23 protein-coding genes are annotated in these 19,214 nt (G+C 71.7%); 14 read left to right on the top strand and 9 right to left on the bottom strand.

Translation table 11 applies throughout. From position 1 onward, the window contains the following. Positions 1-40: 40 nt before the first annotated feature. Genes ACFO0C_RS14880 through ACFO0C_RS14870 form a run of 3 tightly spaced genes read left to right on the top strand, consistent with a single transcriptional unit; the run spans position 41 to position 2,659 of the window. On the top strand, positions 41-838 hold the full coding sequence (locus ACFO0C_RS14880) for an alpha/beta hydrolase (protein WP_378067190.1): 798 nt from the start codon (positions 41-43) through the stop codon (positions 836-838). A 26-nt stretch (positions 839-864) separates the two neighbouring features. After that, positions 865-1,653 (top strand): SDR family NAD(P)-dependent oxidoreductase, encoded by a 789-nt coding sequence (locus ACFO0C_RS14875; RefSeq protein WP_378067189.1) that lies wholly within the window; start codon positions 865-867, stop codon positions 1,651-1,653. A 28-nt stretch (positions 1,654-1,681) separates the two neighbouring features. Further along, positions 1,682-2,659 carry an aminoglycoside phosphotransferase family protein gene (locus ACFO0C_RS14870; protein WP_378067188.1) on the top strand — a complete coding sequence of 326 codons (978 nt, stop codon included), beginning with the start codon at positions 1,682-1,684 and terminating at the stop codon, positions 2,657-2,659. Positions 2,660-2,710: 51 nt separating this feature from the next. Here ACFO0C_RS14870 and ACFO0C_RS14865 read toward each other — a convergent pair whose 3' ends face one another. After that, entirely contained in the window at positions 2,711-3,835 is a 1,125-nt protein-coding gene (locus ACFO0C_RS14865) for an epoxide hydrolase family protein (RefSeq protein ID WP_378067666.1), read from the bottom strand. 121 nt (positions 3,836-3,956) lie between these two features. On the opposite strand from ACFO0C_RS14865, the gene ACFO0C_RS14860 reads away from it, so the two are divergent. The 3 genes from ACFO0C_RS14860 to ACFO0C_RS14850 are packed head-to-tail and all read left to right on the top strand — an operon-like array spanning position 3,957 to position 6,316. After that, positions 3,957-4,508 carry a SigE family RNA polymerase sigma factor gene (locus ACFO0C_RS14860; protein ID WP_378067187.1) on the top strand — a complete coding sequence of 184 codons (552 nt, stop codon included), beginning with the start codon at positions 3,957-3,959 and terminating at the stop codon, positions 4,506-4,508. Continuing rightward, on the top strand, positions 4,508-5,515 hold the full coding sequence (locus tag ACFO0C_RS14855) for a hypothetical protein (RefSeq protein WP_378067186.1): 1,008 nt from the start codon (positions 4,508-4,510) through the stop codon (positions 5,513-5,515). The genes ACFO0C_RS14860 and ACFO0C_RS14855 overlap by 1 nt, the downstream gene beginning before the upstream one ends. Before the next feature lie 48 nt (positions 5,516-5,563). Further along, a complete protein-coding gene (locus ACFO0C_RS14850; RefSeq protein WP_378067185.1) occupies positions 5,564-6,316 on the top strand; it encodes a DUF6348 family protein in 753 nt (250 codons plus the stop codon). An 11-nt stretch (positions 6,317-6,327) separates the two neighbouring features. Here ACFO0C_RS14850 and ACFO0C_RS14845 read toward each other — a convergent pair whose 3' ends face one another. Together ACFO0C_RS14845 and ACFO0C_RS14840 are read right to left on the bottom strand one after the other, a co-directional pair. Next, positions 6,328-7,653, bottom strand: a complete 1,326-nt coding sequence (locus ACFO0C_RS14845; RefSeq protein WP_378067184.1) for a hypothetical protein — start codon at positions 7,651-7,653, stop codon at positions 6,328-6,330. Then, positions 7,650-8,699 (bottom strand): NAD-dependent epimerase/dehydratase family protein, encoded by a 1,050-nt coding sequence (locus ACFO0C_RS14840; RefSeq protein ID WP_378067183.1) that lies wholly within the window; start codon positions 8,697-8,699, stop codon positions 7,650-7,652. Before ACFO0C_RS14840 ends, ACFO0C_RS14845 begins: the two co-directional genes overlap by 4 nt. A gap of 154 nt (positions 8,700-8,853) precedes the next feature. Between ACFO0C_RS14840 and ACFO0C_RS14835 the strand changes: the two genes are divergently transcribed. From ACFO0C_RS14835 to ACFO0C_RS14805, 7 genes are read left to right on the top strand one after another with little or no spacing between them, the layout of a single operon-like run. Continuing rightward, the gene (locus ACFO0C_RS14835) at positions 8,854-9,513 is read left to right on the top strand and encodes a glycosyltransferase family 2 protein (RefSeq protein ID WP_378067182.1); all 660 of its coding nucleotides are present in this window, start codon (positions 8,854-8,856) and stop codon (positions 9,511-9,513) included. A 20-nt stretch (positions 9,514-9,533) separates the two neighbouring features. Then, positions 9,534-10,157, top strand: a complete 624-nt coding sequence (locus tag ACFO0C_RS14830; protein ID WP_378067665.1) for a TIGR04282 family arsenosugar biosynthesis glycosyltransferase — start codon at positions 9,534-9,536, stop codon at positions 10,155-10,157. Next, the gene (locus ACFO0C_RS14825; protein WP_378067181.1) at positions 10,154-10,795 is read left to right on the top strand and encodes a class I SAM-dependent methyltransferase; all 642 of its coding nucleotides are present in this window, start codon (positions 10,154-10,156) and stop codon (positions 10,793-10,795) included. The genes ACFO0C_RS14830 and ACFO0C_RS14825 overlap by 4 nt, the downstream gene beginning before the upstream one ends. Continuing rightward, complete coding sequence (locus tag ACFO0C_RS14820; protein ID WP_378067180.1) at positions 10,768-11,952, top strand: molybdopterin-dependent oxidoreductase; 1,185 nt, start codon at positions 10,768-10,770, stop codon at positions 11,950-11,952. The genes ACFO0C_RS14825 and ACFO0C_RS14820 overlap by 28 nt, the downstream gene beginning before the upstream one ends. Positions 11,953-11,990: 38 nt before the next feature. Continuing rightward, positions 11,991-12,392 carry a hypothetical protein gene (locus ACFO0C_RS14815; RefSeq protein ID WP_378067179.1) on the top strand — a complete coding sequence of 134 codons (402 nt, stop codon included), beginning with the start codon at positions 11,991-11,993 and terminating at the stop codon, positions 12,390-12,392. 10 nt (positions 12,393-12,402) lie between these two features. Further along, a complete protein-coding gene (locus tag ACFO0C_RS14810; RefSeq protein ID WP_378067178.1) occupies positions 12,403-13,113 on the top strand; it encodes a response regulator transcription factor in 711 nt (236 codons plus the stop codon). Further along, entirely contained in the window at positions 13,110-14,123 is a 1,014-nt protein-coding gene (locus ACFO0C_RS14805; protein WP_378067177.1) for a sensor histidine kinase, read from the top strand. Before ACFO0C_RS14810 ends, ACFO0C_RS14805 begins: the two co-directional genes overlap by 4 nt. Before the next feature lie 79 nt (positions 14,124-14,202). Here ACFO0C_RS14805 and ACFO0C_RS14800 read toward each other — a convergent pair whose 3' ends face one another. Genes ACFO0C_RS14800 through ACFO0C_RS14790 form a run of 3 tightly spaced genes read right to left on the bottom strand, consistent with a single transcriptional unit; the run spans position 14,203 to position 15,673 of the window. Then, entirely contained in the window at positions 14,203-14,694 is a 492-nt protein-coding gene (locus ACFO0C_RS14800) for a DUF3618 domain-containing protein (protein WP_378067176.1), read from the bottom strand. Next, positions 14,670-15,086 carry a phage holin family protein gene (locus ACFO0C_RS14795; protein WP_378067175.1) on the bottom strand — a complete coding sequence of 139 codons (417 nt, stop codon included), beginning with the start codon at positions 15,084-15,086 and terminating at the stop codon, positions 14,670-14,672. Before ACFO0C_RS14795 ends, ACFO0C_RS14800 begins: the two co-directional genes overlap by 25 nt. Continuing rightward, positions 15,083-15,673 (bottom strand): hypothetical protein, encoded by a 591-nt coding sequence (locus ACFO0C_RS14790; protein ID WP_378067174.1) that lies wholly within the window; start codon positions 15,671-15,673, stop codon positions 15,083-15,085. Before ACFO0C_RS14790 ends, ACFO0C_RS14795 begins: the two co-directional genes overlap by 4 nt. Before the next feature lie 158 nt (positions 15,674-15,831). Here ACFO0C_RS14790 and ACFO0C_RS14785 point away from each other — a divergent pair, with 158 nt between their 5' ends. Further along, positions 15,832-16,155, top strand: a complete 324-nt coding sequence (locus tag ACFO0C_RS14785; protein WP_378067173.1) for a hypothetical protein — start codon at positions 15,832-15,834, stop codon at positions 16,153-16,155. Positions 16,156-16,508: 353 nt separating this feature from the next. Here the strand turns inward: ACFO0C_RS14785 and ACFO0C_RS14780 are convergent, their stop codons facing one another. From ACFO0C_RS14780 to ACFO0C_RS14770, 3 genes are all read right to left on the bottom strand, one after another. Continuing rightward, positions 16,509-16,931, bottom strand: a complete 423-nt coding sequence (locus ACFO0C_RS14780; protein ID WP_378067172.1) for a DUF3052 domain-containing protein — start codon at positions 16,929-16,931, stop codon at positions 16,509-16,511. Between the two features lie 93 nt (positions 16,932-17,024). Then, a complete protein-coding gene (locus ACFO0C_RS14775; RefSeq protein ID WP_378067171.1) occupies positions 17,025-18,170 on the bottom strand; it encodes a M6 family metalloprotease domain-containing protein in 1,146 nt (381 codons plus the stop codon). A 227-nt stretch (positions 18,171-18,397) separates the two neighbouring features. Next, positions 18,398-19,078, bottom strand: coding sequence for a DUF6928 family protein (locus ACFO0C_RS14770; RefSeq protein ID WP_378067170.1), 681 nt, complete (start codon positions 19,076-19,078; stop codon positions 18,398-18,400). Positions 19,079-19,214: the final 136 nt, after the last annotated feature.

Here is a 19,214-nt window from a genome sequence, read left to right as displayed (position 1 = left end):
CCTGATTCGCGGCGCCCGGCCGGGCTGATGTCCTGTGCACATGACGACACCGACTCCGATCGTTTTCATCCACGGGCTGTGGCTGCACGCGACGTCGTGGGCCCCCTGGATCGACCTGTTCGCCGCGGAGGGCTACGCGCCGATCGCCCCCGGCTGGCCGGGTGATCCGGACACCGTGGCCGAGGCCCGCGAGAACCCGGAGAGCATCGCCGACCACGGCATCGACGACGTGGTCGACCACTTCGCTCAGATCATCCGCGGCCTCGACGCGGCGCCGATCCTGATCGGTCACTCGTTCGGCGGGATGATCGCGCAGAAGCTGCTCGGCCAGGATCTGGCGCGGGCCGCCGTGGCGATCGACGCCGCGCAGATCAAGGGCGTGCTGCCACTGCCGCTGTCGGCACTGCGGGCCACGCTGCCGGTGTTCAAGAACCCGGCGAACAGGCACCGCGCGGTGTCGCTGACCGCCAAGCAGTTCCGGTTCGCGTTCGGCAACGCGATCCCCGAGGAGGAGTCGGACGCGCTGTTCGAGCAGTGGACGATCCCGGCGCCGGGCAAGCCGCTGTTCGAGGCCGCCGCCGCGAACTTCGACCCGCACTCCCCCGCCAAGGTCGACACCGGCAACGCGTCGCGCGGGCCGCTGCTGCTGATGAGCGGCGGCAAGGACCACACGGTTCCGGAGGCGGTGGTCCGGGCGACGCTCAAGCAGTACCGGCACTCGGAGGCGGTCACCGACATCACCGACTTCCCCGGCAGGGGTCACTCGCTGACCATCGACAGCGGCTGGCGTGACGTCGCCGGCGAGGCACTGTCCTGGTTGCGGCGGCAGGGCCTCTGAGCCCGTACCACCGAAGGGATCTTGACATGGATCTTGGTCTGTCCGGCAAGAGCGCCATCGTCACCGGGGCCAGCCGCGGCATCGGCCTGGCCGTCACGCGCGCGCTGCTCGCCGAGGGTGCGTCGGTGGTGGCGGTCTCGAAGAACGGCTCGGCGGAGCTGAAGGCGCTGGAGGACGGCGGCCGGGTGCGCGCGGTGACGGCGGATCTGACCGATCCGCATCAGCCGCCGGGCGTCGTCACGGCCGCACTCGACCTGTTCGGGCGCCTGGATGTGCTGGTCAACAACGTGGGTGCGGTCCGTCCGCGGCTCGGCGGTTTCCTGTCGGTCACCGACGACGACTGGACCACGACCATGACGATCAACCTCCTTTCCGCGGTACGGATGACCCGCGCCGCACTACCCGCGCTCCTGGCGGGTGACGCCGGCAGCATCGTCACGGTCAGCTCGGTCAACGCCGCCCTGCCCGATCCACTGGTGATCGACTACAGCGCCGCGAAGGCCGCGCTCACCAGTTTCTGCAAGTCGCTGTCGAAAGAGGTCGGCCCGGCCGGGGTGCGGGTCAACACGGTCAGCCCGGGCCCGGTCGCGACCGACCTGTGGCTGGGCGACGGCGGGGTGGCTGCGGCCGTCGCGAGCGCCACCGGCGGCCGCCCGGAAGCCGTCGCCGAACGGGCCGCGAGCGACGCGGTGACCGGCCGGTTCACCCGCCCCGAGGAGGTCGCCGACCTGGTGACGTTCCTGGCCGGCGCCCGGGCCACGAACATCACCGGCGCCGACTTCACCATCGACGGCGGCCTGATCAGCACCCTGTGATCCGTCCGGGAGACGCGATAATCGGGCCATGTCAGACGAGGATGTCCCGGATCTCGGGCCACGGCCGCAGCGCGTCACCGTCGACGCCGCACTGGTGCGCCGGCTCGTCCGCCGCCAGTTCCCGGAGCTGGCTGATCTGCCGGTCGAGCCGGTCGCCAGGGGCGGCTGGGACAACTTCACCTTCCATCTCGGCCCCGAAAGGCTGGTGCGCCTGCCCAGCGCCGCCGAGTACGCCCTGGCGGTCGACAAGGAACACCGGTGGCTCCCGGTCCTCGCCGCTCAGCTGCCGCTGCCCGTTCCGGTCGCCCTGGCGAAGGGCGAGCCGGTCGCGGACTACCCGCACCCCTGGTCGATCTACCGATGGATCGGTGGCGAGCCCGCCCGCCGGGACCGCATCGCCGATCCGGTGCGGTTCGCGCTCGACCTGGCCGGGTTCCTGGCGGCCCTGCAGGGCATCGACACCACCGGCGGTCCGCGGCCGGGAGTGCACAACTGGTTCCGGGGCGGGACACTGCGCACCTTCGACGGGCTGCTCGGCGGCGCGCTCGACGAGTTGGGCGGCCGGGTCGACGCCGGCCTGGTCCGCGAGATCTGGGCGCGGGCACTGGACAGCCGCTGGGACGGCGTGGACCGCTGGTTCCACGGGGACATCGCCCGGGGCAATCTGCTGCTCGCCGACGGCCGGTTGACGGCCGTCATCGACTTCGGGACATGCGGTGTCGGCGACCCGGCCTGCGACCTGGCGATCGCCTGGACCCTGCTGACTGCCGACGGCCGGCGGGCCTTCCGCGAACGGCTGGCCGTCGACGACGCGACATGGGCGCGCGGTCGTGGCTGGGCCCTCTGGAAGACCCTCGCCGACTGCCCCGCCACCATCGACGATCCCGAGGACGCGGAGGACCTCGCCGAGGCGCAGCACGTCCTCGGCGAGATCTTCACCGAGTACCGACGAGATTCGAGTAGACGAATGTCCCCGTCATCCAGGGCTCGAAAGCGGACAACCTGAAGACCCGGGATCCCGCGTCCGGGATGCGTGGCGAAGGTTTACGGAAGCTGCTCACCGGAGCTTCCGGAAGAACGTCTGGATGTCGTCGATCAGCAGGCCGGGGGTCTCCATGGCGAGGAAGTGGCCGCCCTTGCCGAGTTCGGTCCAGTGCACGACGTTGTGGTCGCGTTCGGCCCACGGCCGGATCGTGTTGTCGGTGGCGGACACCAGCACCCCGGTGGGCACCGTGCCACGCGGCCCGGGCGGTGTGAAGACGGAGAACTCCTCGTAGTAGATCTGGGCGGACGACGCCGCGGTCGCGGTCAGCCAGTAGATCGAGACGCCGGTGAGGATGCGGTCCCGGTCGATGCTGTCCTCCGGCAGCCCGTCCTCGGGATGGGTGTGCTCCTTGTAGATCTCCACCATCCAGGCGAGCTGACCGATCGGCGAGTCCGTCAGGCCGTACCCCACCGTCTGTGGCCTTTTGCTGTTGCATTGAAGATAGGCGTCGTTGCCGTGCCGCATCCGCTGCCAGCGCTGCTGATCGGGCTCGCTGAGACCGTCGAACTCGCCGTCGGCGCCGGCCGGGACGGTGACCAGCGCCGCAGCGTGGACACCGGTGACCCGATCCGGGTCCTGCCGGCCGACCTTCGGGGCGATCCACGCGCCCCAGTCGTAGCCGTGCACGCCGTACCGGTCGTATCCGAGCCGGGCCATCAGCTGCGCGAAGATCCCGGCCATCCGGTCCGCGTTCATCCCCGGCCCGGCCAGCGGGGTGGAGAACCCGAACCCCGGCAGCGACGGAATCACCAGGTGGAAGGCGTCGGCGGGGTCACCGCCGTGGCCGCGGGGGTCGGACAGCGGCCCGATGACGTCGAGGAAGTCGGCCACTGCTCCGGGCCAGCCGTGCAGCAGGATCAGCGGCGTGGCGTCCGGCTCGGGCGAGCGCACGTGCAGGAAGTGCACGTTCTGCCCGTCGATGGTGGTCAGGTGCTGCGGGTGCTGGTTGAGGGCCGCCTCCTGGGCCCGCCAGTCGAAGCCGGTGCGCCAGTGGTCGGCGATCTCCCGCAGATACCCGGCGGGAACCCCGCGGCTCCAGCCGACCCCGGGCAGTTCCGCCGGCCACCGGGCGCCGGCCAGGCGGGTCCTCAGGTCGTCGAGCTGCGACTGCGGGATGTCGATACGGAACGGGCGCACGCCCGTTTGGCTGTTCGTCACGCGGCACACGCTAGGGATCACTCAGGACACTTCCCGTCCTAAAGCGCACCGGATGATCACCGCTCCTCAACCTTTGTCCGGCCGGCTACGTCTAACCAGCATGAAGATCAGACGCCGCCGTCACAGCGACGAGACGTTCATCGAGTTCGTGGCGCAGCGTTCGGGTCGGCTCATCGCGCATGCGGAGCTGCTCTGCGGTCAGCACGAGCAGGCGCGGGACATCGTGCAGACGGTGCTCGTCCGCGCCTACCAGCGATGGCGGCACATCGAGCACGACGACCCGTACGGCTATGTGCACCGCGCGGTGACCAACGCGGTGACCGACTGGTGGCGCACCGCCCAGCAACGCCACGAGCAGCCGGTCGGCGAGCTGCCCGACCAGCCCGCCACCCCGGAGAACACCGTCGAGGACCGCCGGGCCCTGCTCGCCGCCCTCGATCGGCTGACCAGCCGGGAACGCACCATCGTCGTGCTGCGCTACCTGGACGACTGCTCCGAACGTGACACCGCCGAGGCCCTCGGTGTCAGCCTCGGCACGGTGAAGTCCACCTGCTCACGCGCTCTGCGCAAGTTGCGGGTCGTCCTCACCGACGAGCCACCGCCCACGGGACACAGCGACGCCGGCCCGATGACCGCCCGATGGAGCAACTGATGCCCACTCATGACCACTTGAGGACAGCGATGAACGACATGGCCCGTGCCACCGAGCCGTTGGCCCCCGAGGCGGTGCTGAACGCCGGCCGTCGTGTCCGCCGGCACCGGCGGATGGTGGGCGCGGCGGTGACGGCGGCCGCGGTCGTGCTGGTGACCGCCGGGATCGCCGTGCTGGCCCCGCGCAACGAGGACGACCTGCCGCCGTCCGGCACCGGGGACGCGGTGCAGACGCTGCAGAACTCGCTGTCCGGTCTGGCCGACGGCGACTACACCTTCACCCGGACCGGCGCGGGCTGGGTCGCCGACATCCGCCGGGCCACGGTCCATCTGCCGGACAGCGTGCTGATCGAGCACTCCGACACCTTCCGGGTGCTGCGCACCGGGTCCGGCTTTTACATGCGCTACCTGATCTTCGGTAGTCCCGAGCAGCACGAGCAGTACCGCACCTATTTCCAGCAGCATGTCACCGGCGCCCAGGGCGAGGCGGCGATGACGGCCTTCGACCAGCTGAACGGCAGCAACTGGGTACGCGCAGACGAGAAGAAGCTGACGGCTGCCGCCGCCGACGAATCGTTGAGCCACCTGGACACGATGGCGACGCTCCCGACGACCGGCCAGCCTGACGCCACCGGCGCCGGGACCCTGATCGCCGCGGTGACGACCGCCCAGCGCGCCGGCGACGTCATCACCGGCACCCTCGACGCCACCAGGCAGGATCCGGCACTCGGGCCGCTGCTCTCCGACCCGGCCTACCTGTACGGGGTGGGGGCGAAGGCGATGCCGTTCCGCGCGACCCTCGACGACCAGGGCCGGCTCACCGAGTTCGTCGTCACGATGCCCGAGCAGCGGATGGCGTCGCAGCCGGCCGACCCCGTGGAACCGGAGCCGCCGCTGATCATCCGGATCTCGGATTACGGGCGGACCGCCGTCGAGCCCGCGCCGGTGCAGGTCGCCGGTGAGCTGTCCGCCGACATCTACGAGACCCTGGCCAACGACAACGACTGACCAATTCACCGGCTGGCCTCTTGTTGATCTTCTGGTTAAGGTGCGGGCGTGTTCTGGAACCGTAGTAGGAAAGCGCCGTCGCCGAGCTATCCGGACCGGCCTCCGGTCGATCCGTCCGCACCACCCGAGCCGGCCGACGGCGAGCTGCTGTTCCGGCTCTACCACGAGATCGGCATGCGGGCACCCGAGCTGGCCCGGGAGGCCGTCGTCGGCGACCGCATGCTGTTCGGGCGCCACACCGGCTGGGTCGTCATGCTGCTGGACGTTCACGACGGCGCCCCGGACCACCGGGACATCGGGTGGACGCTCAAGGCCAGGAAGGGCGGGTCGACCGTTGTCGACTGCGTGACCGGCTTCGGCAGCGACCCGGCCGGCATGGCCGCGCAACTGTGGATCCGTACCTCGGGTGCCTGCTTCCTCGAACTGGCCACCGGGTCGAAGGGACGCTTCGCCGAGACACTGCACCGCGAGGGCTGCGCTCCCGGCGTCCCCGGCTGGCAGACGGTCTCGTCGAACATCGTCTACTACGGCGAGCACCCGGAGGAGTTCGAGGCGCTCAGCGACACCCTGCGCGACGCGGAGATCCTCGGGCGGGCCGACGTCACCGGCCTGCTCGACCCGGCCGGCCCCAGCGGGATCAAGGTGTTCGTCAACCGGACTCCGGACCGGCTGACCGCCGAGGTGTCCGTCAACGGGACGCGGGACGACGACGCGTCCGAGCTGCTGACGGCCTGTCCCTGGCCGGCGGTCACCGGCTCGGCCACCGCCCGCTTCTCGGCCGTGGCGGTCCGCCCGCTGTAGAGCGGGCCGGCCTACCAGACCGTCAGGAGCAGGTGGTTGACCGTGAGGGCCACGATCGCCTGCACGGCCAGCCAGGTGCGGCGATCGGCGGGCGGGATCAGTGCCGCGCCGGCCGTCAGCCACACCGCGAACGGCAGCCAGATGCGCTCCACCTCGGCTTTGCTGTAGCCCGACAGGTCGGCGGCGATGATCGCGCAGGCGGCGGCCAGCGGGAGCACCCACCCGGCGTGACGGGCCCGCGGGCGCACGGCTGTCACCGCCCGGCGCAGGATCACCGCCGCCGCCGGGCCGGCGCAGACGACCATCAGCGCGATGTTCGCCCACACCCAGTAGCCGTACGCACGGTCCGCGGCGATGCCCTGGTAGTAGCGCTCGATGAGCAGGTGGTAGCCGGTGAACCAATCGAAGCCGCTCACGGTGAACGCGGCCACCACCGGCACCGCCCCGGCCGGCGCCCAGAGCGCGGTACGCCACCGGGGCCCGGCCGAGACGACCACCCCGAGGGCGAGGGCGGCCATCAGGACGAGCCCGTACGACAGGTAGCAGCCGAACGCCAGCAGGGCACCACCCGCGACCGCGGCCACCGCACGGCCCCGGCTCGCACCGTGGGCCAGCAGCGCGACACCCGTGGCGGTCACTCCCGCGAACAGGCCGTCGGCCGACGCCCCGAACCAGACCGCGCCGGGGAACAGCACGACGAAGGGCACCACGGCACGGGCTGCCCGGTCGGTGCCGAGCAGCCGTACCGTGTGCGGCACCGCGACCGCCACCAGGCCGGCGACCAGGATGCACAGCAGCCCGGCCCAGGCGCCGCCGCCGAGCCCGGCCCGGTCGAGCCAGACGAAGACGAGCAGCGCTCCCGGTGGGTGGGCCGACACGTGGGTGGTCCACGAGTCGGGCTGGAAGTCGAGGATCCGGGTGGTGAACGTGGCCAGGGTGGCGGGGATGTCGGTGATGCCGGGGACCTCGTGCAGGTATTCGTGCTCGGTGGTCAGCCGGTCGGCGATACCGCGCTGCCAGCCGTCGATCAGTGCCAGCGACAGCGTCCACCCCACGGCGGCCACGTAGGACAGCGCCAGCAGTGGCCGCCAGGCCAGCCGATCCGCCGTCGCGGGTCCCCGCCACCAGACCAGCACGGCCACCAGCAGGGCGAGCGGCGTGCCGGGACCGACATGCGGCAGCCACTGCGCGAGCAGGGGCGGTGCTCCGGCGTAGACCGGCCGTCCCATCCGGTGCAGCACCGCGCCGACGATCGCGGCCAGCGCGAACAGGCCGACGGCGACGGCGACGGCGACCAGGTCGGCGCGGCCGGGACGGTTGCGGGGGCGGGCGCTCATCCGCGCAGCGGGGCGGAGGCGAACTCGGCGATCCCGGCGGCGGGACTCACCGTCGCCTGGAATCCCAGTTCGGCCGCGGCTCGCCGCGGTGAGGCGACGACGTGCCGCACGTCGCCGAGCCGGAACTCACCGGTGACGGCCGGCGGCGGGCCTCCGGCGGCACGGGCCAGCTCGCCGGCGATCTCACCGATGGTGACGGGATGGCCGGAGGCGACGTTGTACGCGCGCCAGCCGGCCCGCGTACCGGTGGCGGTCAGGGCCGCGACGTTGGCCTCGGCGACGTCCCGCACGTGCACGAAGTCGCGCCGCTGACCACCGTCCTCGAACACCCGCGGCGCCCGGCCGGACTCCAGCGCCGACCGGAAGATCGCCGCGACACCGCTGTACGGGGTGTCGCGCGGCATGCCCGGCCCGTACACGTTGTGGTAGCGCAGCGCCACGACGGCACCGCCGGTCTGCCGGGACCACGCCGCGGTGAGGTGCTCCTGGGCGACCTTCGTAGCGGCGTACACACTGCGCGGATCCAGTGGCGCGTCCTCGTCGACCAGCCCGGGCCGCAGTGCGGTCCCGCAGATCGGGCACGGCGGTTCGAACCGGCCGGCGGCGAGATCCGCGATCGTCCGCGGCTCGGGACGGGCCACGCCGTGCCGCTCACAGGTGTAGGAGCCCTCCCCGTAGACGACCATCGAGCTGGCCAGGACGAGCCGGTGGACGCCGGCGCGGGCCATCCCGGCGAGCAGGACGGCGGTGCCGAGGTCGTTGCAGCCGACGTATTCGGGCAGGTCGTCGAGGTCCACCCCGAGACCCACCATGGCGGCCTGATGCACCACCACGTCGACGCCGTCCAGGAGGCCGGCGACCGCCGCCCGGTCCCGCAGGTCCACCCGGTGCAGGGGGGCACCGGCCACGGTGTCCGGCGGCGGCGTGCGGTGTGCGCCGGGATGGCCGGCGTCGGCCACGCTCACCCGGTGGCCGGCCCGGAGCAGCGCGCTGACGACATGGGTTCCGATGAAACCGGCACCGCCGGTGACGAGTACGTGAGTCACGGCGCCGACGGTAGGGCCGGCCGCCGCCCCGCGGTGCCGGTCGCGGCCGTCCGTCAGCGGATCGTAAGAACTGCCTGGTCACGTCATCGTTTCGTAAGACCTCGTCATCGCGACGTAAGGATTTCCCGGCCGATCAGGTCCTAGCGTCCGCTGCATGACCGATGTGGTGCTTCCCTGCCGGAACGAGGCCGCGGCCCTGCCCGGCCTGCTGGCCCGGATGCCGGCCGGCTACCGGCCGATCGTGGTGGACAACGGCTCGACCGACGGGACGGCCGCGGTGGCCCGCGCCCACGGCGCCGAGGTGATCATCGAGGCCGAACCGGGGTACGGCGCGGCGGTGCACGCCGGGGTGCTGGCCGCCGGCCCGGACGACGGCGTGGTGTGTGTGATGGACGCCGACGGTTCCTTCGACCCGGCGCAACTGCCGCTGCTGGCCGGGCCGGTCCGCGCCGGCGTGGCCGAGTTGTGCACCGGCCGGAGGCGTCCGGCGGCGCCGGGTGCGTGGCCGCTGCACGCCCGGGCGGCCAATGCCGTCCTCGCCCGGCGGTTGCGGCGCACCGCCGGCCTGCCGGTGCACGACATCGGGCCGATCCGGGCGGTACGCCGTGACGACCTGCTCGGCCTGGGCCTGCGGGACCGCCGGTTCGGCTACCCGCTGGAGTTGCTGATCGCCGCCGGTCGCGCCCGGTGGCGGGTGGTCGAGGTCGACGTCGACTACCACCCGCGGGCGGCCGGTACCCGTTCCAAGGTGACCGGGACCGTGCTCGGCACGCTGCGGGCCATCCACGACATGGGCGCGGTGCTGGCCCGGTGAGCGCGCCGCAGATCCTGGTGATGGCCAAGACGCCGGTCCCGGGCCGGGTCAAGACCCGTCTGTGCCCGCCCTGCACCCCCGAGCAGGCGGCCCGGATCGCCGCCGCAGCGCTCGCCGACACCCTCGACACCGCGGGCGCGGTCACGGCGGGCGCGCACCTGCTCGTCGTCGACGGCGACTATCCAGCACCATCGGGCTGGACGGCGCTGCCCCAGCACGGTGGCCCGCTCGGTGACCGGCTCGCCGACGCGTTCGCGGACGCCCGTATCCCGGGCACGGCGGCGCTGCTGATCGGCATGGACACTCCGCAACTCACCGCCGCCGGCCACCTCGGCACGGCACTGCGGCTGCTGGACGACGACCGGGAAGCCGACGCGGTGCTCGGGCCGGCCGACGACGGTGGCTGGTGGGCACTGGGCCTGCGCGACCCGCGCCACGCCGAGGTGCTGCGTACCGTCCCCACGTCGACGGCGACCACCGGCGACCGTACGCTGACCGCCCTGCGCCACCGTGGCCTGCGGGTTCGTCTCCTGCCCCGGCTGCGTGACGTGGACACCGCCGCCGACGCCCGGGCGGTCGCCACGATGTGCCCGGCAGGCAGCCGTTTCGTCCGGGCCGTCGCCACCGAGATGGCCGCCGGATGAGCGGCGTCGCGGTCTTCGACTCCGCCATCAGCCGGGCCGCGGCCGGTGTTCCCGCCGCCTTCACCGCCCACCACGCCGGCGGTGGGCTGCTGCGTTTCGACCCGGGCGCCTGGTGCCGGGACGTCGTCGCCGGCGACACCGCGCTGCTGGGCCGCTGCACCGGCCCGACCCTCGACGTCGGATGTGGACCGGGCCGGCTGACCGGCGCGCTGGCCGGCTCCGGCCGTCCGGCCCTCGGCATCGACATCAGCGCCGCCGCGGTCCGTCTGGCCCGGCAGCGCGGCGCGATCGCGCTGCGCCGTGACGTCTTCGACCCGGTGCCCGGCTCGGGACGCTGGCGGCATCTGCTGCTGGCCGACGGCAACATCGGCATCGGCGGTGACCCGCACCGGCTCCTGCTGCGCTGCCGTGAACTGCTCGGTGCCGACGGCCGCCTGCACGCCGAACTGGCGCCGCCCGGTACCGCGGCGTGGTCCGGTGTCGCGACCGTGCGGACGCCGGACGGCCGGGGCGGTCCCCTGCTCTGGGCCAGCGTCCCCGTCGGCGACCTGCCCGCGCTGGCCGCGGCGACCTGCCTGCGTGTCATCGAGACCTGGACGGAGGCCGGCCGATGGTTCACCACTCTGACGCCCCGCTGACCGGTGGACCCGGCCGATGGTGGCGGGCACCGCTGCGCCCGGCACGATTCGATTCGGCGCTGCGGTCGGCGCGGCTGACCAGCCTGCTCGGTGTCGCGCTCGGGGCGGCGTTCGCCGTCTGCTTCGTCACCGGCCTGATCAGCCACCTCATCCAGCACCCGCCCGGGTGGTTCCCGTGGCCGTCACGGCCCGCCGGGCTGTACCGGTTCACGCAGGGCCTGCACGTGGCGACCGGCCTGGCCACGGTGCCGTTGCTCGGCGCCAAACTGTGGTCGGTCTTCCCGCGCCTGTTCACCTGGCCGCCGATCCGGTCGGTCGTGCACGCCGCCGAACGCGCCGGTGTCGCCGTGCTGGTCGCCGCCGCCCTCTTCCAGGTGGTCAGTGGCGTGCTCAACGTCTCGCGCTGGTATGCCCCGATGCCGTTCTTCTTCACCGCCGCCCACTACTGGATGGCCTGGCTTCTTCTCGGTGCCGTGCTCCTGCACATCGCCGTACAGCTGCCGGTCATCAGCTCCGCCCTCGCCCGCCGTGCCGTGCCGCGCGAATCCGGTGGGCTGAGCCGTCGCGGTCTGCTCGGCGCCGTCGGCGGCCCCGCCGGGCTGATCACCGTGACCACCGTCGGGCAGACCGTCCGGCCGCTGGCCGGTCTCGCACTGTTCGCGCCCCGCAACCCGCGGATCGGCCCACAGGGCCTGCCGGTCAACGCGACCGCCGCCGGGGCCGGAGTCGGCTCCGTGATCACCGACCCGCGGTATCGGCTGGTGGTCACCGGAACCCGGCGTGCGGTGAGCCTCGGCCTCACCGACCTGGCGCTGATGCGGCAGCACACCGCGCGCCTGCCGATCGCCTGCGTCGAAGGCTGGAGCGCCGACGGGCAGTGGTCCGGTGTCCGCCTGCGTGACCTGGTGGCCCTGGTCGGCGACGATCCGGACCGGGCCACCGTGCTGGTGGAGTCGGTACAGACGGCGGGACGCTACCGGTCCACGACCGTCCCGCCCGGACACACCCGCGACGAACTCACCCTGATCGCACTGCGGCTGGGTGGCGAGCCGCTGCATCCGGATCACGGCTATCCGGCCCGGTTGATCGCCCCGAACCGCCCCGGCGTGCTGCAGACCAAATGGGTCGGCCGGATCACCGTCCTGGGGCCCCGATGAGGACGCGGGCGGTGCTGGCCGCCGTTTCCATTCCGATCATGGGGTACGCCGTGGCCGGCGCCCTGCACGACCCGGACGTGGAGCCGGCCGGCGTACTGATCTTCCTCGTCGCGGTGCTGCTCGCCCACGACCTGATCTGGATGCCTGCCGTCCTCGCCACCGGGGCCCTCCTCGCACGTCACGTGCCACGGCGGCACCGGCCGGCGGTGATCACCGCGATCCTCTGCGCGGTATCGGTGACGGTCGTGGCGCTGCCGCTGGTTCTCGGGTTCGGGCGCCCGCCGGACAATCCGTCGGCGCTGCCTCTGCCGTACCCCCGCAATCTTCTCGCCGTCCTGCTCGCCCTCGCCGTCGCCGCCGTGCTGCGGCGCTGGTGGGTGGCGAACCGTAAGGATTCCGAAAGGCCCGGGGAGCCCGGCGGGCGATCCGGTGATGTGTAGCGTGGCCGGGATGGGACATCGCGTGCTGGTCGTCGACGATGACGCCACCGTCAGTGACGTCGTGCGCCGTTACCTGGAGCAGGCCGGCTGCGAGGTCCACCTGGCCGCCGACGGCGCCGACGGCCTCGCCGCGATCGCGGCCCACCATCCCGACCTGGTCGTGCTCGACCTGATGATGCCCGGCATCGACGGCTTGGAGGTGTGCCGCCGGATCCGCCGCCAGCTGCCCGGCCTGCCGGTCGTCATGCTCACCGCCCTCGGCGAGGAGGCCGACCGGGTCCTCGGGCTGGAGGTCGGCGCCGACGACTACGTGACCAAGCCGTTCTCCCCGCGCGAGCTCGTCCTGCGGATCCAGTCGGTGCTGCGCCGCACCGGCGCGCGGGCCCCGAGCCCCGGGCACCCGGTGACGCTGCGCGACGCGGATCTGACCGTCGACACCGCGCGCCGGGTCGCCGACCGCGGCGGCGTCCCGCTGTCGCTGACGGTGCGCGAGTTCGACCTGCTGGTCTTCCTGATGAGCAACCCGGGCCGGGCGTGGTCGCGCGCCGACCTGCTGGAACGGGTGTGGGGGTGGCAGTTCGGCGACCAGTCGACGGTGACGGTCCACGTCCGGCGGCTGCGCGAGAAGATCGAGGACGATCCGGCCGAGCCCGCCCGGATCCGGACCGTGTGGGGTGTCGGCTACAGCTACGACCCGGCCGATCAGGGGCCGGGCCGGTGAAGGACACCCTGCTGATCGGGCTGTACGCGCTGGCCGCCGGCGGAGTGGTCGGCCTGGCCGGCGCCGGGGTGCTGCGGCTGTTACGTGGCCGTTCCGTCCTCGTGCACGTCCTGGTCCTGCTGGCGGTGACCGTCCTCGCCGTGGTCGCCGGTGTCGCCACGGTCGCTCAGGCGATGTTCCTGTCCGCGCACGACCTGTGGGTCGTTCTCGTCACGGTGGCCGCGTCCGCCGTCATCAGTCTCACGGTCGGCGCCGTCTTCGGCCACCGGCTGGCGGCCGCCGCGGTGTGGGCGCAGGCGGCCCGCGACCGCGAACGTCACCTGGAGGCCGGCCGGCGTGAGCTCGTCGCGTGGGTGTCGCACGATCTGCGGACCCCGCTGGCCGGGCTCCGGGCGATGGCCGAGGCCCTCGAGGACGGCATCATCCGCGACGAGGCCACCGTCGCTGAGTACCACCGGCGGATCCGGGTCGAGACCGACCGGATGACCCGCCTGGTCGACGACCTGTTCGAACTGTCCCGGATCAACGCGGGCGCGCTGCACCTGGTGCCCACCACGGTGCCGCTGGGCGAGGTCGTGTCCGACGCGATAGCCGGCGTCGCGCCACTCGCGGCGAACCGCGGGATCCGCCTGGTCGCCGCGGACACCGGCTGGCCACTGGTGCGTGGCGGGGAACGCGAGGTCGCCCGGATCGTCACCAACCTGCTGATCAACTCGGTGCGTTACACACCGGCGGACGGGACCGTGCAGGTCGCCGCCGGTCAGGAGCACGACGGTGTGTGGCTGGCCGTCTCCGACACGTGCGGTGGCATCCCGGACGGCGACCTGGGCCGCGTCTTCGACGTCGCGTTCCGCGGCGAACGCGCCCGCACCCCGGAGACCGACGGCACGGCAGGCGGTGGGCTCGGCCTGGCGATCGTGCGCGGCCTCGTCGAGGCTCATGGAGGGCGAGTGGGGGTACGCAACACCGGCCCCGGATGTCGCTTCGAGGTTCATCTGCCCGCGGCCTGAAGACGGGGCTTGACTGCGTCTCCTGCGGACCGTCCACCACGCAACAGCCCATGGCCGTGATCCCTGCCCGGTGAGCCGGCTACGAGCGGGCCCGGATTCGGTTCTTCGTGGTGTCCGCGGCGTCCTCGGCCGTGCTTCTGACCTCCTCGACGGCGTGCTGGAGCGTACCGGTCAGATCGTCTTTGATCTCGGTGGCGATGTCCTTGGCCTTGTCGGTCAGGTCGCCGCCGCCGTCTTTGAGCTGTTGACCGGCCCTGCGTTCGGTGTCGCTGACCGGGATGAGGGTGGCGGCGAGCAGGCCGGCGCCGAAGGCGATGATCCCGGCGGCCAGCGGGTTTCCCTGGGCCTGTGCGATCGCGGCCTGCGGGGCGCCGCGAACCGCACCGGTCGAGTCGCCGGCCAGCTGGCGGACGTGGTCGGCACTGCCCATCACCTTCTCCTTCACCGATTGCCACCGGCGTTGCGCGACCCGGCCGGGGCTGGCCCTGTCGGCCAGCCGGTCGACGTCGCGGGTCAGCGAGGCCCTGGTGTTCTCGATGTCCTGCCTCAGCCGTTCGGGTTCTTCAGCCATCGGGCGTCCTCCTTGAGCGTGTCGACGGTCCGGTGCGGGACCGGGTCGACGGTCTTCAACCTGCTGCGTCCTTTCATGTACAGCACCCCGCCGGCGATCGCCCAGGCGGCGGCGACGATGAGTGCCGCCCAGCCGCCGTCGATGACGTTGGCGAGGCCGAACACGGCGGCGAAACTCAGCAGGACGACCGCGAGACAGCCGGCGAACACCGCGCCGCCGAGCATGCCGGCCGCCTGGCCGGCCTTCGACGCCTCCTGTCTGAGTTCGGCCTTGGCCAGTTCCAGTTCCTTGCGGAACAGCTGGGACAGGTCGTCGCTGATGTCGCCGATCAAGTCACCGATCGACGTCCCGGTGTCCTCGCCGGCCCGGCGACGTGAAGTATGAGTGGTCACGGCCGGACCACCCGGTGTTGCTGCAGGCGGGTGAACTCGTCGAGCAGGGTCTGTGGGCCCGCGGCCGGGTCCGGGGAGACGACGGTGTCCCCATCGGGAGGGGAACCGGCGGTGGATTCGGCCCCATGGGATTCGGCCCCAGCGATGCCTTTACCCAGCCGGCCGATGACGAAGCCGGCCGCCAGGGCGGACGCCAGGAACGCTCCCGGACGGCGCCGGGCGAAGTCCTCAACCTCCTGGAGCACACCTTCGGGACCATGACGGTCCAGATAGTCGGCGAACTGGCGGCCACTGTCGGCGACCCGTGCGACGACGGTCGCGGCCGGTGTGTCCTGCCGGTCACCGCGCATCTCGTCGAGGTTGCCGACGGCCTCCCGCAGGAAGGTGACCAGCGTGTCGCTTTGGGTACGGGCCTGTTCGCCCAGCTTGTCGCGCACCTCGGACACGACAGTGCGCACCTGTGCCCGCGCTTCGGCGCCGACCCGGTGCGCCTGCTCCATGGCGGTGTCCTTGACCTCCGCCGCGGCGTGTGTGACGGACCCGTGGTGGACCGCCGACGTGCCGTTCGCCCCCGAATTGCTCACCATGCCTCCCATCCGAAGATCTGATCGGACCGGAATCCCCCGGGAAATGATTGCCAATCAGATTCCATGACCTTTCTCGGGAAAGGGCGGCGGCAATGAAAAGGTCGGCGGATTCCTCGGGCCGCCGTTTCAACACGGCTGGCGTCGGGAAACCGACTCACATGCAGCCGATTGACCAGTTCGAGACCGCCGTACCCACCGAGAGCTCCGTCGTCGCGCGGATCGATGCCGGCATGATCGTCACGGACTCCGCGGGCGACGACGCCGGCACGGTGAGCGCCGTCCAGTTGCCCGGCACGGACGTCCGCCCGGACACCGTCGCCGGAGTCGCGGAGATGCTCATGGCAACCGGGTATCTCCGCATCGACGGCACCGGGGCGCTGTCCAGCGACGCCTACGTCTCCGGCGAACACATCGCGGACGTCACCGCCGGCGTCGTACGACTGAACGTGCGCCGCGACGAGTTGGAGCGAGCAGCCGCCTGATGTCGCAGCGCGATCGGTCGCGGCCGCGGGTGACACCCTGTGGTCATTTCCGAGGCTGAGGCATCTGCGGTTCGGCGACGGCCGGCGGCCACCCGCCGCAGGTTCCGGCACCGGCTCCGGTGCTCCGGCCGGCGTGGTCGCTGCCGCCGCCGGTTGTGTGCCGACCAGCGTGCGGCGGTGGCCGCCGGCAGATACGAGATGGGCGGACATCTCTTGGCGCGTCGACGCCATCCAGGCCGACGCCAATCACGGGACAGGCTCGGATCGGCTCGATGCCGTACGCTCCGATCCCGCGGTTTCCGATCTTGCACCTTCTCGCCGTAGCCACGCGGGCGCACGGTTCGTATCGGGCGTCAATCGGCTGGTGTGCGGTACTCCCGGCGGATGACGAGCCGCAGGCCCGACCAGATCTCGTCGATCGCGCAGACCTTGTTGTCGACCAGGCCGGTCGGCAGGGCGACCTCGCGAACGACGTCCTCGGTGACGTCCGTGGGAACCTTCGACGCGCGTTTCGGCCAGGCGACCCAGAAGCCACCGTCCTGGGCCATGCCATGCCTGACCTCGTCGAGGCGGGTCTGCAGCACGTGGCGCTCGGTCACGAACAGCACGATCACGTCGGCCGGCGCGTCAGCGGCCAGACCGGGCCGGATGACGACCCCGTCGGGCAGGCCGTCGAGGGTGGCCGCGAATCCGTCCGGCGCGCCGAGCAGGGCGACCCGGTGACCCGCCTTGATGCCCAGCTTGCGGTGCAGTGGCGTGCCCGAGTAACCAGCCATGTCAGCCCCGCCACCTTCGCCATCATCGGATACGCGTGGATGGTAGCCGTGCGCCCGGACCGATCGCGGCCGGCGAGGGCACCACGCCTACGGTCAGGGCTGCCCGGTCAGTTTCAAGTAGCCGTCGGCCTGAAGGAGGGCCACTTTGTAATGGTTCTCGTCGGTGTTGTCCGGTCGTGACTCGTCCACGTGCCAGATCAGCAGGCCGTCATCCGGTAGGGACTGGTCGAAGCCGGTGCGCTGACGGTTCTCCAGCAGGAAGTACTCCGGGCCGGACAGTCCGTCCGTCCACAGCCGATGCACCTCCCCGCTGGACTTGACGTCCGGGAGGGAAAGCCGGCCGTCCGTGGTGACGTTCGTGACGGTCACCCATCCCTGGCTGACCTTGCACCAGGCGGACGGGTGCACCGGGATGTCACCCTGCCCACCCCACGAGCCCGCCGCCATCAGGCACCAGTCGCCGAGGCCCTCGGATGTCTTGTCGGTGTCGTAAAGGTCGGGGAACCCGAACAGCAGATGGCCCAACTCGTGGGCACAGACACCGACCCGTGCGTCCTCCGGAACCGTCAGGTAGCCGTAGACCTTCGTCATGTCGGCCGGGTAGACAGACGGCAGGGCCCACTTGTGTGACCAGATGTGGCCCCGGTTGCCGGTCGACTCGCCGCCGGGGCCGGCATGGACGATCACGAACCCTTCGACGTACCCGTCGCCGTCATTGTCGTACGTCGCGAAGTCGACCGCCGGATCGGCGGCGGCGACAGTGTCGCGGGCCATGTCCGGGGCACGCCCCGGCTCACCCGGCGAGCCGAGGCCGTAGTTGCCGTTGGCATACCAGGCCAGTGTCTGCGGAAGCTGGAACGACCCCACGGTCTGCCCGACGAGATCGACCCGGCCGCCGGAGACCTCGCGGAAGTACTCCCGCACGCTGCCGTTCGGCAGAACATCGAGTGAGAAGAACAGGTCGTTGAAGTGCTGCGCCGTGTGGGTCATCTCCTGGTCGGGAAACTCCACCAACACGACGACCAGGCGGACCGTTCCCGCAAGCCGCGCCCGTGGCGGGACGGCCCACTCGGCCATACCCGATGGCGGCGGTACGATCGTGCCGTCGTCGAGGCCGGGATGCCGCGGCCGGACCCCGAGGCGGGGGTCAGACCTCAGACGCTCGGCGACCTCAGGGCTCGGCGACACCGCGCAGAGATCAGACCAGACGGCGCGGACGTCGACTTCCGGATCAGGCATCGTCGCCACCTCCGAACAGTTCGCGACCTTGTGTCCCATTAGACCGATTTCCGCGGATGAGCCATCGCCGAATCGCCGGGAGATCCCTCGTCGGAGAAGGAGGTCCAACCGCGTGTGTTCGCGCCCAGCCGTCACCGCAGCAGGACCACCTGGACTCCGCTTCCCGGGCCTATGGGTTCCGGGACAGTTGGACTCCGGTCATCGAGCCGCCCGGGAACCGGTGGCGATCAGGACAGATCGTCCCGGCCGACTTCCTGCATCACGCCGTCCGGCCCCATCCGGTACCTACGAGGCGGACCCATGCGGCTCATCACTTCCCGCAGGTGGGCCTCGCGCACCTCCTGTTCCCGACCGGTCGGATCCGCGACGCGGAAGCCGTGCAGGTGAACCTTGTCGGCGTCGACATCGTCCGGCTGCGGGCGCCCCTCGATGACGAAGCCGAACAGAGCACGTAATGCCTCCTCGCCGAGAACCAGCGGATGAAACGGCAATGGATACGGTGCCTGGCCAGGAAACACCGAGGTGACCGGATGCTCGCCGGCCAAGTACGGGCGCTCGAACAGGAAGGGCTCGCCGACGTTCTCGACGATTCCGGTATCCGGCGAAACGCTCAACGATCGGATCAGCCGGCCGTCCTCGCAGACGGCGAACGTCAGCGCGTCGATGACGGAATGCATGGAATGGAACAGGATTCGTCGGCCGGCCGCTTCCCCGAGCAGGTGTTCGGGCAGCTCGGAGGGAGTCTCGGCGACGAGCCGCCGGCCGCACAACACGGTGGCGCCGGGCATGACGGCAACGAACACGATGTCTTCGGGTGGATAGCAGTCCTCGAGAAGAGTCCCGCCCGCCGCGGGGGTCACTTCATAGCCGGGTGACAACCGCCGCACGACCGCTTCGGCCTCGCCCACACCGCGACCTGCCGCCCGGTTCCAGCCCGGCCGCCGCCGGTCGAGCTGCCGCCCTGAGCGTCGCTGGAAGATCACCGTCGACGAACGCCACCAACGCCGTCTTCGCACCCATCCGAACCCCCGCCGTCCGCCAATT

It is taken from the genome of Actinoplanes subglobosus, from assembly GCF_042650585.1.
Taxonomy (GTDB): domain Bacteria; phylum Actinomycetota; class Actinomycetes; order Mycobacteriales; family Micromonosporaceae; genus Actinoplanes; species Actinoplanes subglobosus.
The sequence above is the reverse complement of the archived record's forward strand: the minus strand, read 5'-3'. Positions and strand labels throughout refer to the sequence as shown.

What these genes read in the sequence shown, in the direction of transcription:
- ACFO0C_RS14780 (WP_378067172.1), bottom strand. Translation starts at nt 16,931, where the DNA reads ATGGCTGGTTACTCGGGCACGCCACTGCACCGCAAGCTGGGCATCAAG.
- ACFO0C_RS14845 (WP_378067184.1), bottom strand. Translation starts at nt 7,653, where the DNA reads ATGAGCGCCCGCCCCCGCAACCGTCCCGGCCGCGCCGACCTGGTCGCC.
- ACFO0C_RS14800 (WP_378067176.1), bottom strand. Translation starts at nt 14,694, where the DNA reads ATGGCTGAAGAACCCGAACGGCTGAGGCAGGACATCGAGAACACCAGG.
- ACFO0C_RS14880 (WP_378067190.1), top strand. Translation starts at nt 41, where the DNA reads ATGACGACACCGACTCCGATCGTTTTCATCCACGGGCTGTGGCTGCAC.
- ACFO0C_RS14830 (WP_378067665.1), top strand. Translation starts at nt 9,534, where the DNA reads ATGGCCAAGACGCCGGTCCCGGGCCGGGTCAAGACCCGTCTGTGCCCG.
- ACFO0C_RS14870 (WP_378067188.1), top strand. Translation starts at nt 1,682, where the DNA reads ATGTCAGACGAGGATGTCCCGGATCTCGGGCCACGGCCGCAGCGCGTC.
- ACFO0C_RS14835 (WP_378067182.1), top strand. Translation starts at nt 8,854, where the DNA reads ATGACCGATGTGGTGCTTCCCTGCCGGAACGAGGCCGCGGCCCTGCCC.
- ACFO0C_RS14855 (WP_378067186.1), top strand. Translation starts at nt 4,508, where the DNA reads ATGCCCACTCATGACCACTTGAGGACAGCGATGAACGACATGGCCCGT.
- ACFO0C_RS14815 (WP_378067179.1), top strand. Translation starts at nt 11,991, where the DNA reads ATGGGGTACGCCGTGGCCGGCGCCCTGCACGACCCGGACGTGGAGCCG.
- ACFO0C_RS14775 (WP_378067171.1), bottom strand. Translation starts at nt 18,170, where the DNA reads ATGCCTGATCCGGAAGTCGACGTCCGCGCCGTCTGGTCTGATCTCTGC.
- ACFO0C_RS14860 (WP_378067187.1), top strand. Translation starts at nt 3,957, where the DNA reads ATGAAGATCAGACGCCGCCGTCACAGCGACGAGACGTTCATCGAGTTC.
- ACFO0C_RS14790 (WP_378067174.1), bottom strand. Translation starts at nt 15,673, where the DNA reads ATGGTGAGCAATTCGGGGGCGAACGGCACGTCGGCGGTCCACCACGGG.
- ACFO0C_RS14820 (WP_378067180.1), top strand. Translation starts at nt 10,768, where the DNA reads ATGGTTCACCACTCTGACGCCCCGCTGACCGGTGGACCCGGCCGATGG.
- ACFO0C_RS14785 (WP_378067173.1), top strand. Translation starts at nt 15,832, where the DNA reads ATGCAGCCGATTGACCAGTTCGAGACCGCCGTACCCACCGAGAGCTCC.
- ACFO0C_RS14810 (WP_378067178.1), top strand. Translation starts at nt 12,403, where the DNA reads ATGGGACATCGCGTGCTGGTCGTCGACGATGACGCCACCGTCAGTGAC.
- ACFO0C_RS14825 (WP_378067181.1), top strand. Translation starts at nt 10,154, where the DNA reads ATGAGCGGCGTCGCGGTCTTCGACTCCGCCATCAGCCGGGCCGCGGCC.
- ACFO0C_RS14875 (WP_378067189.1), top strand. Translation starts at nt 865, where the DNA reads ATGGATCTTGGTCTGTCCGGCAAGAGCGCCATCGTCACCGGGGCCAGC.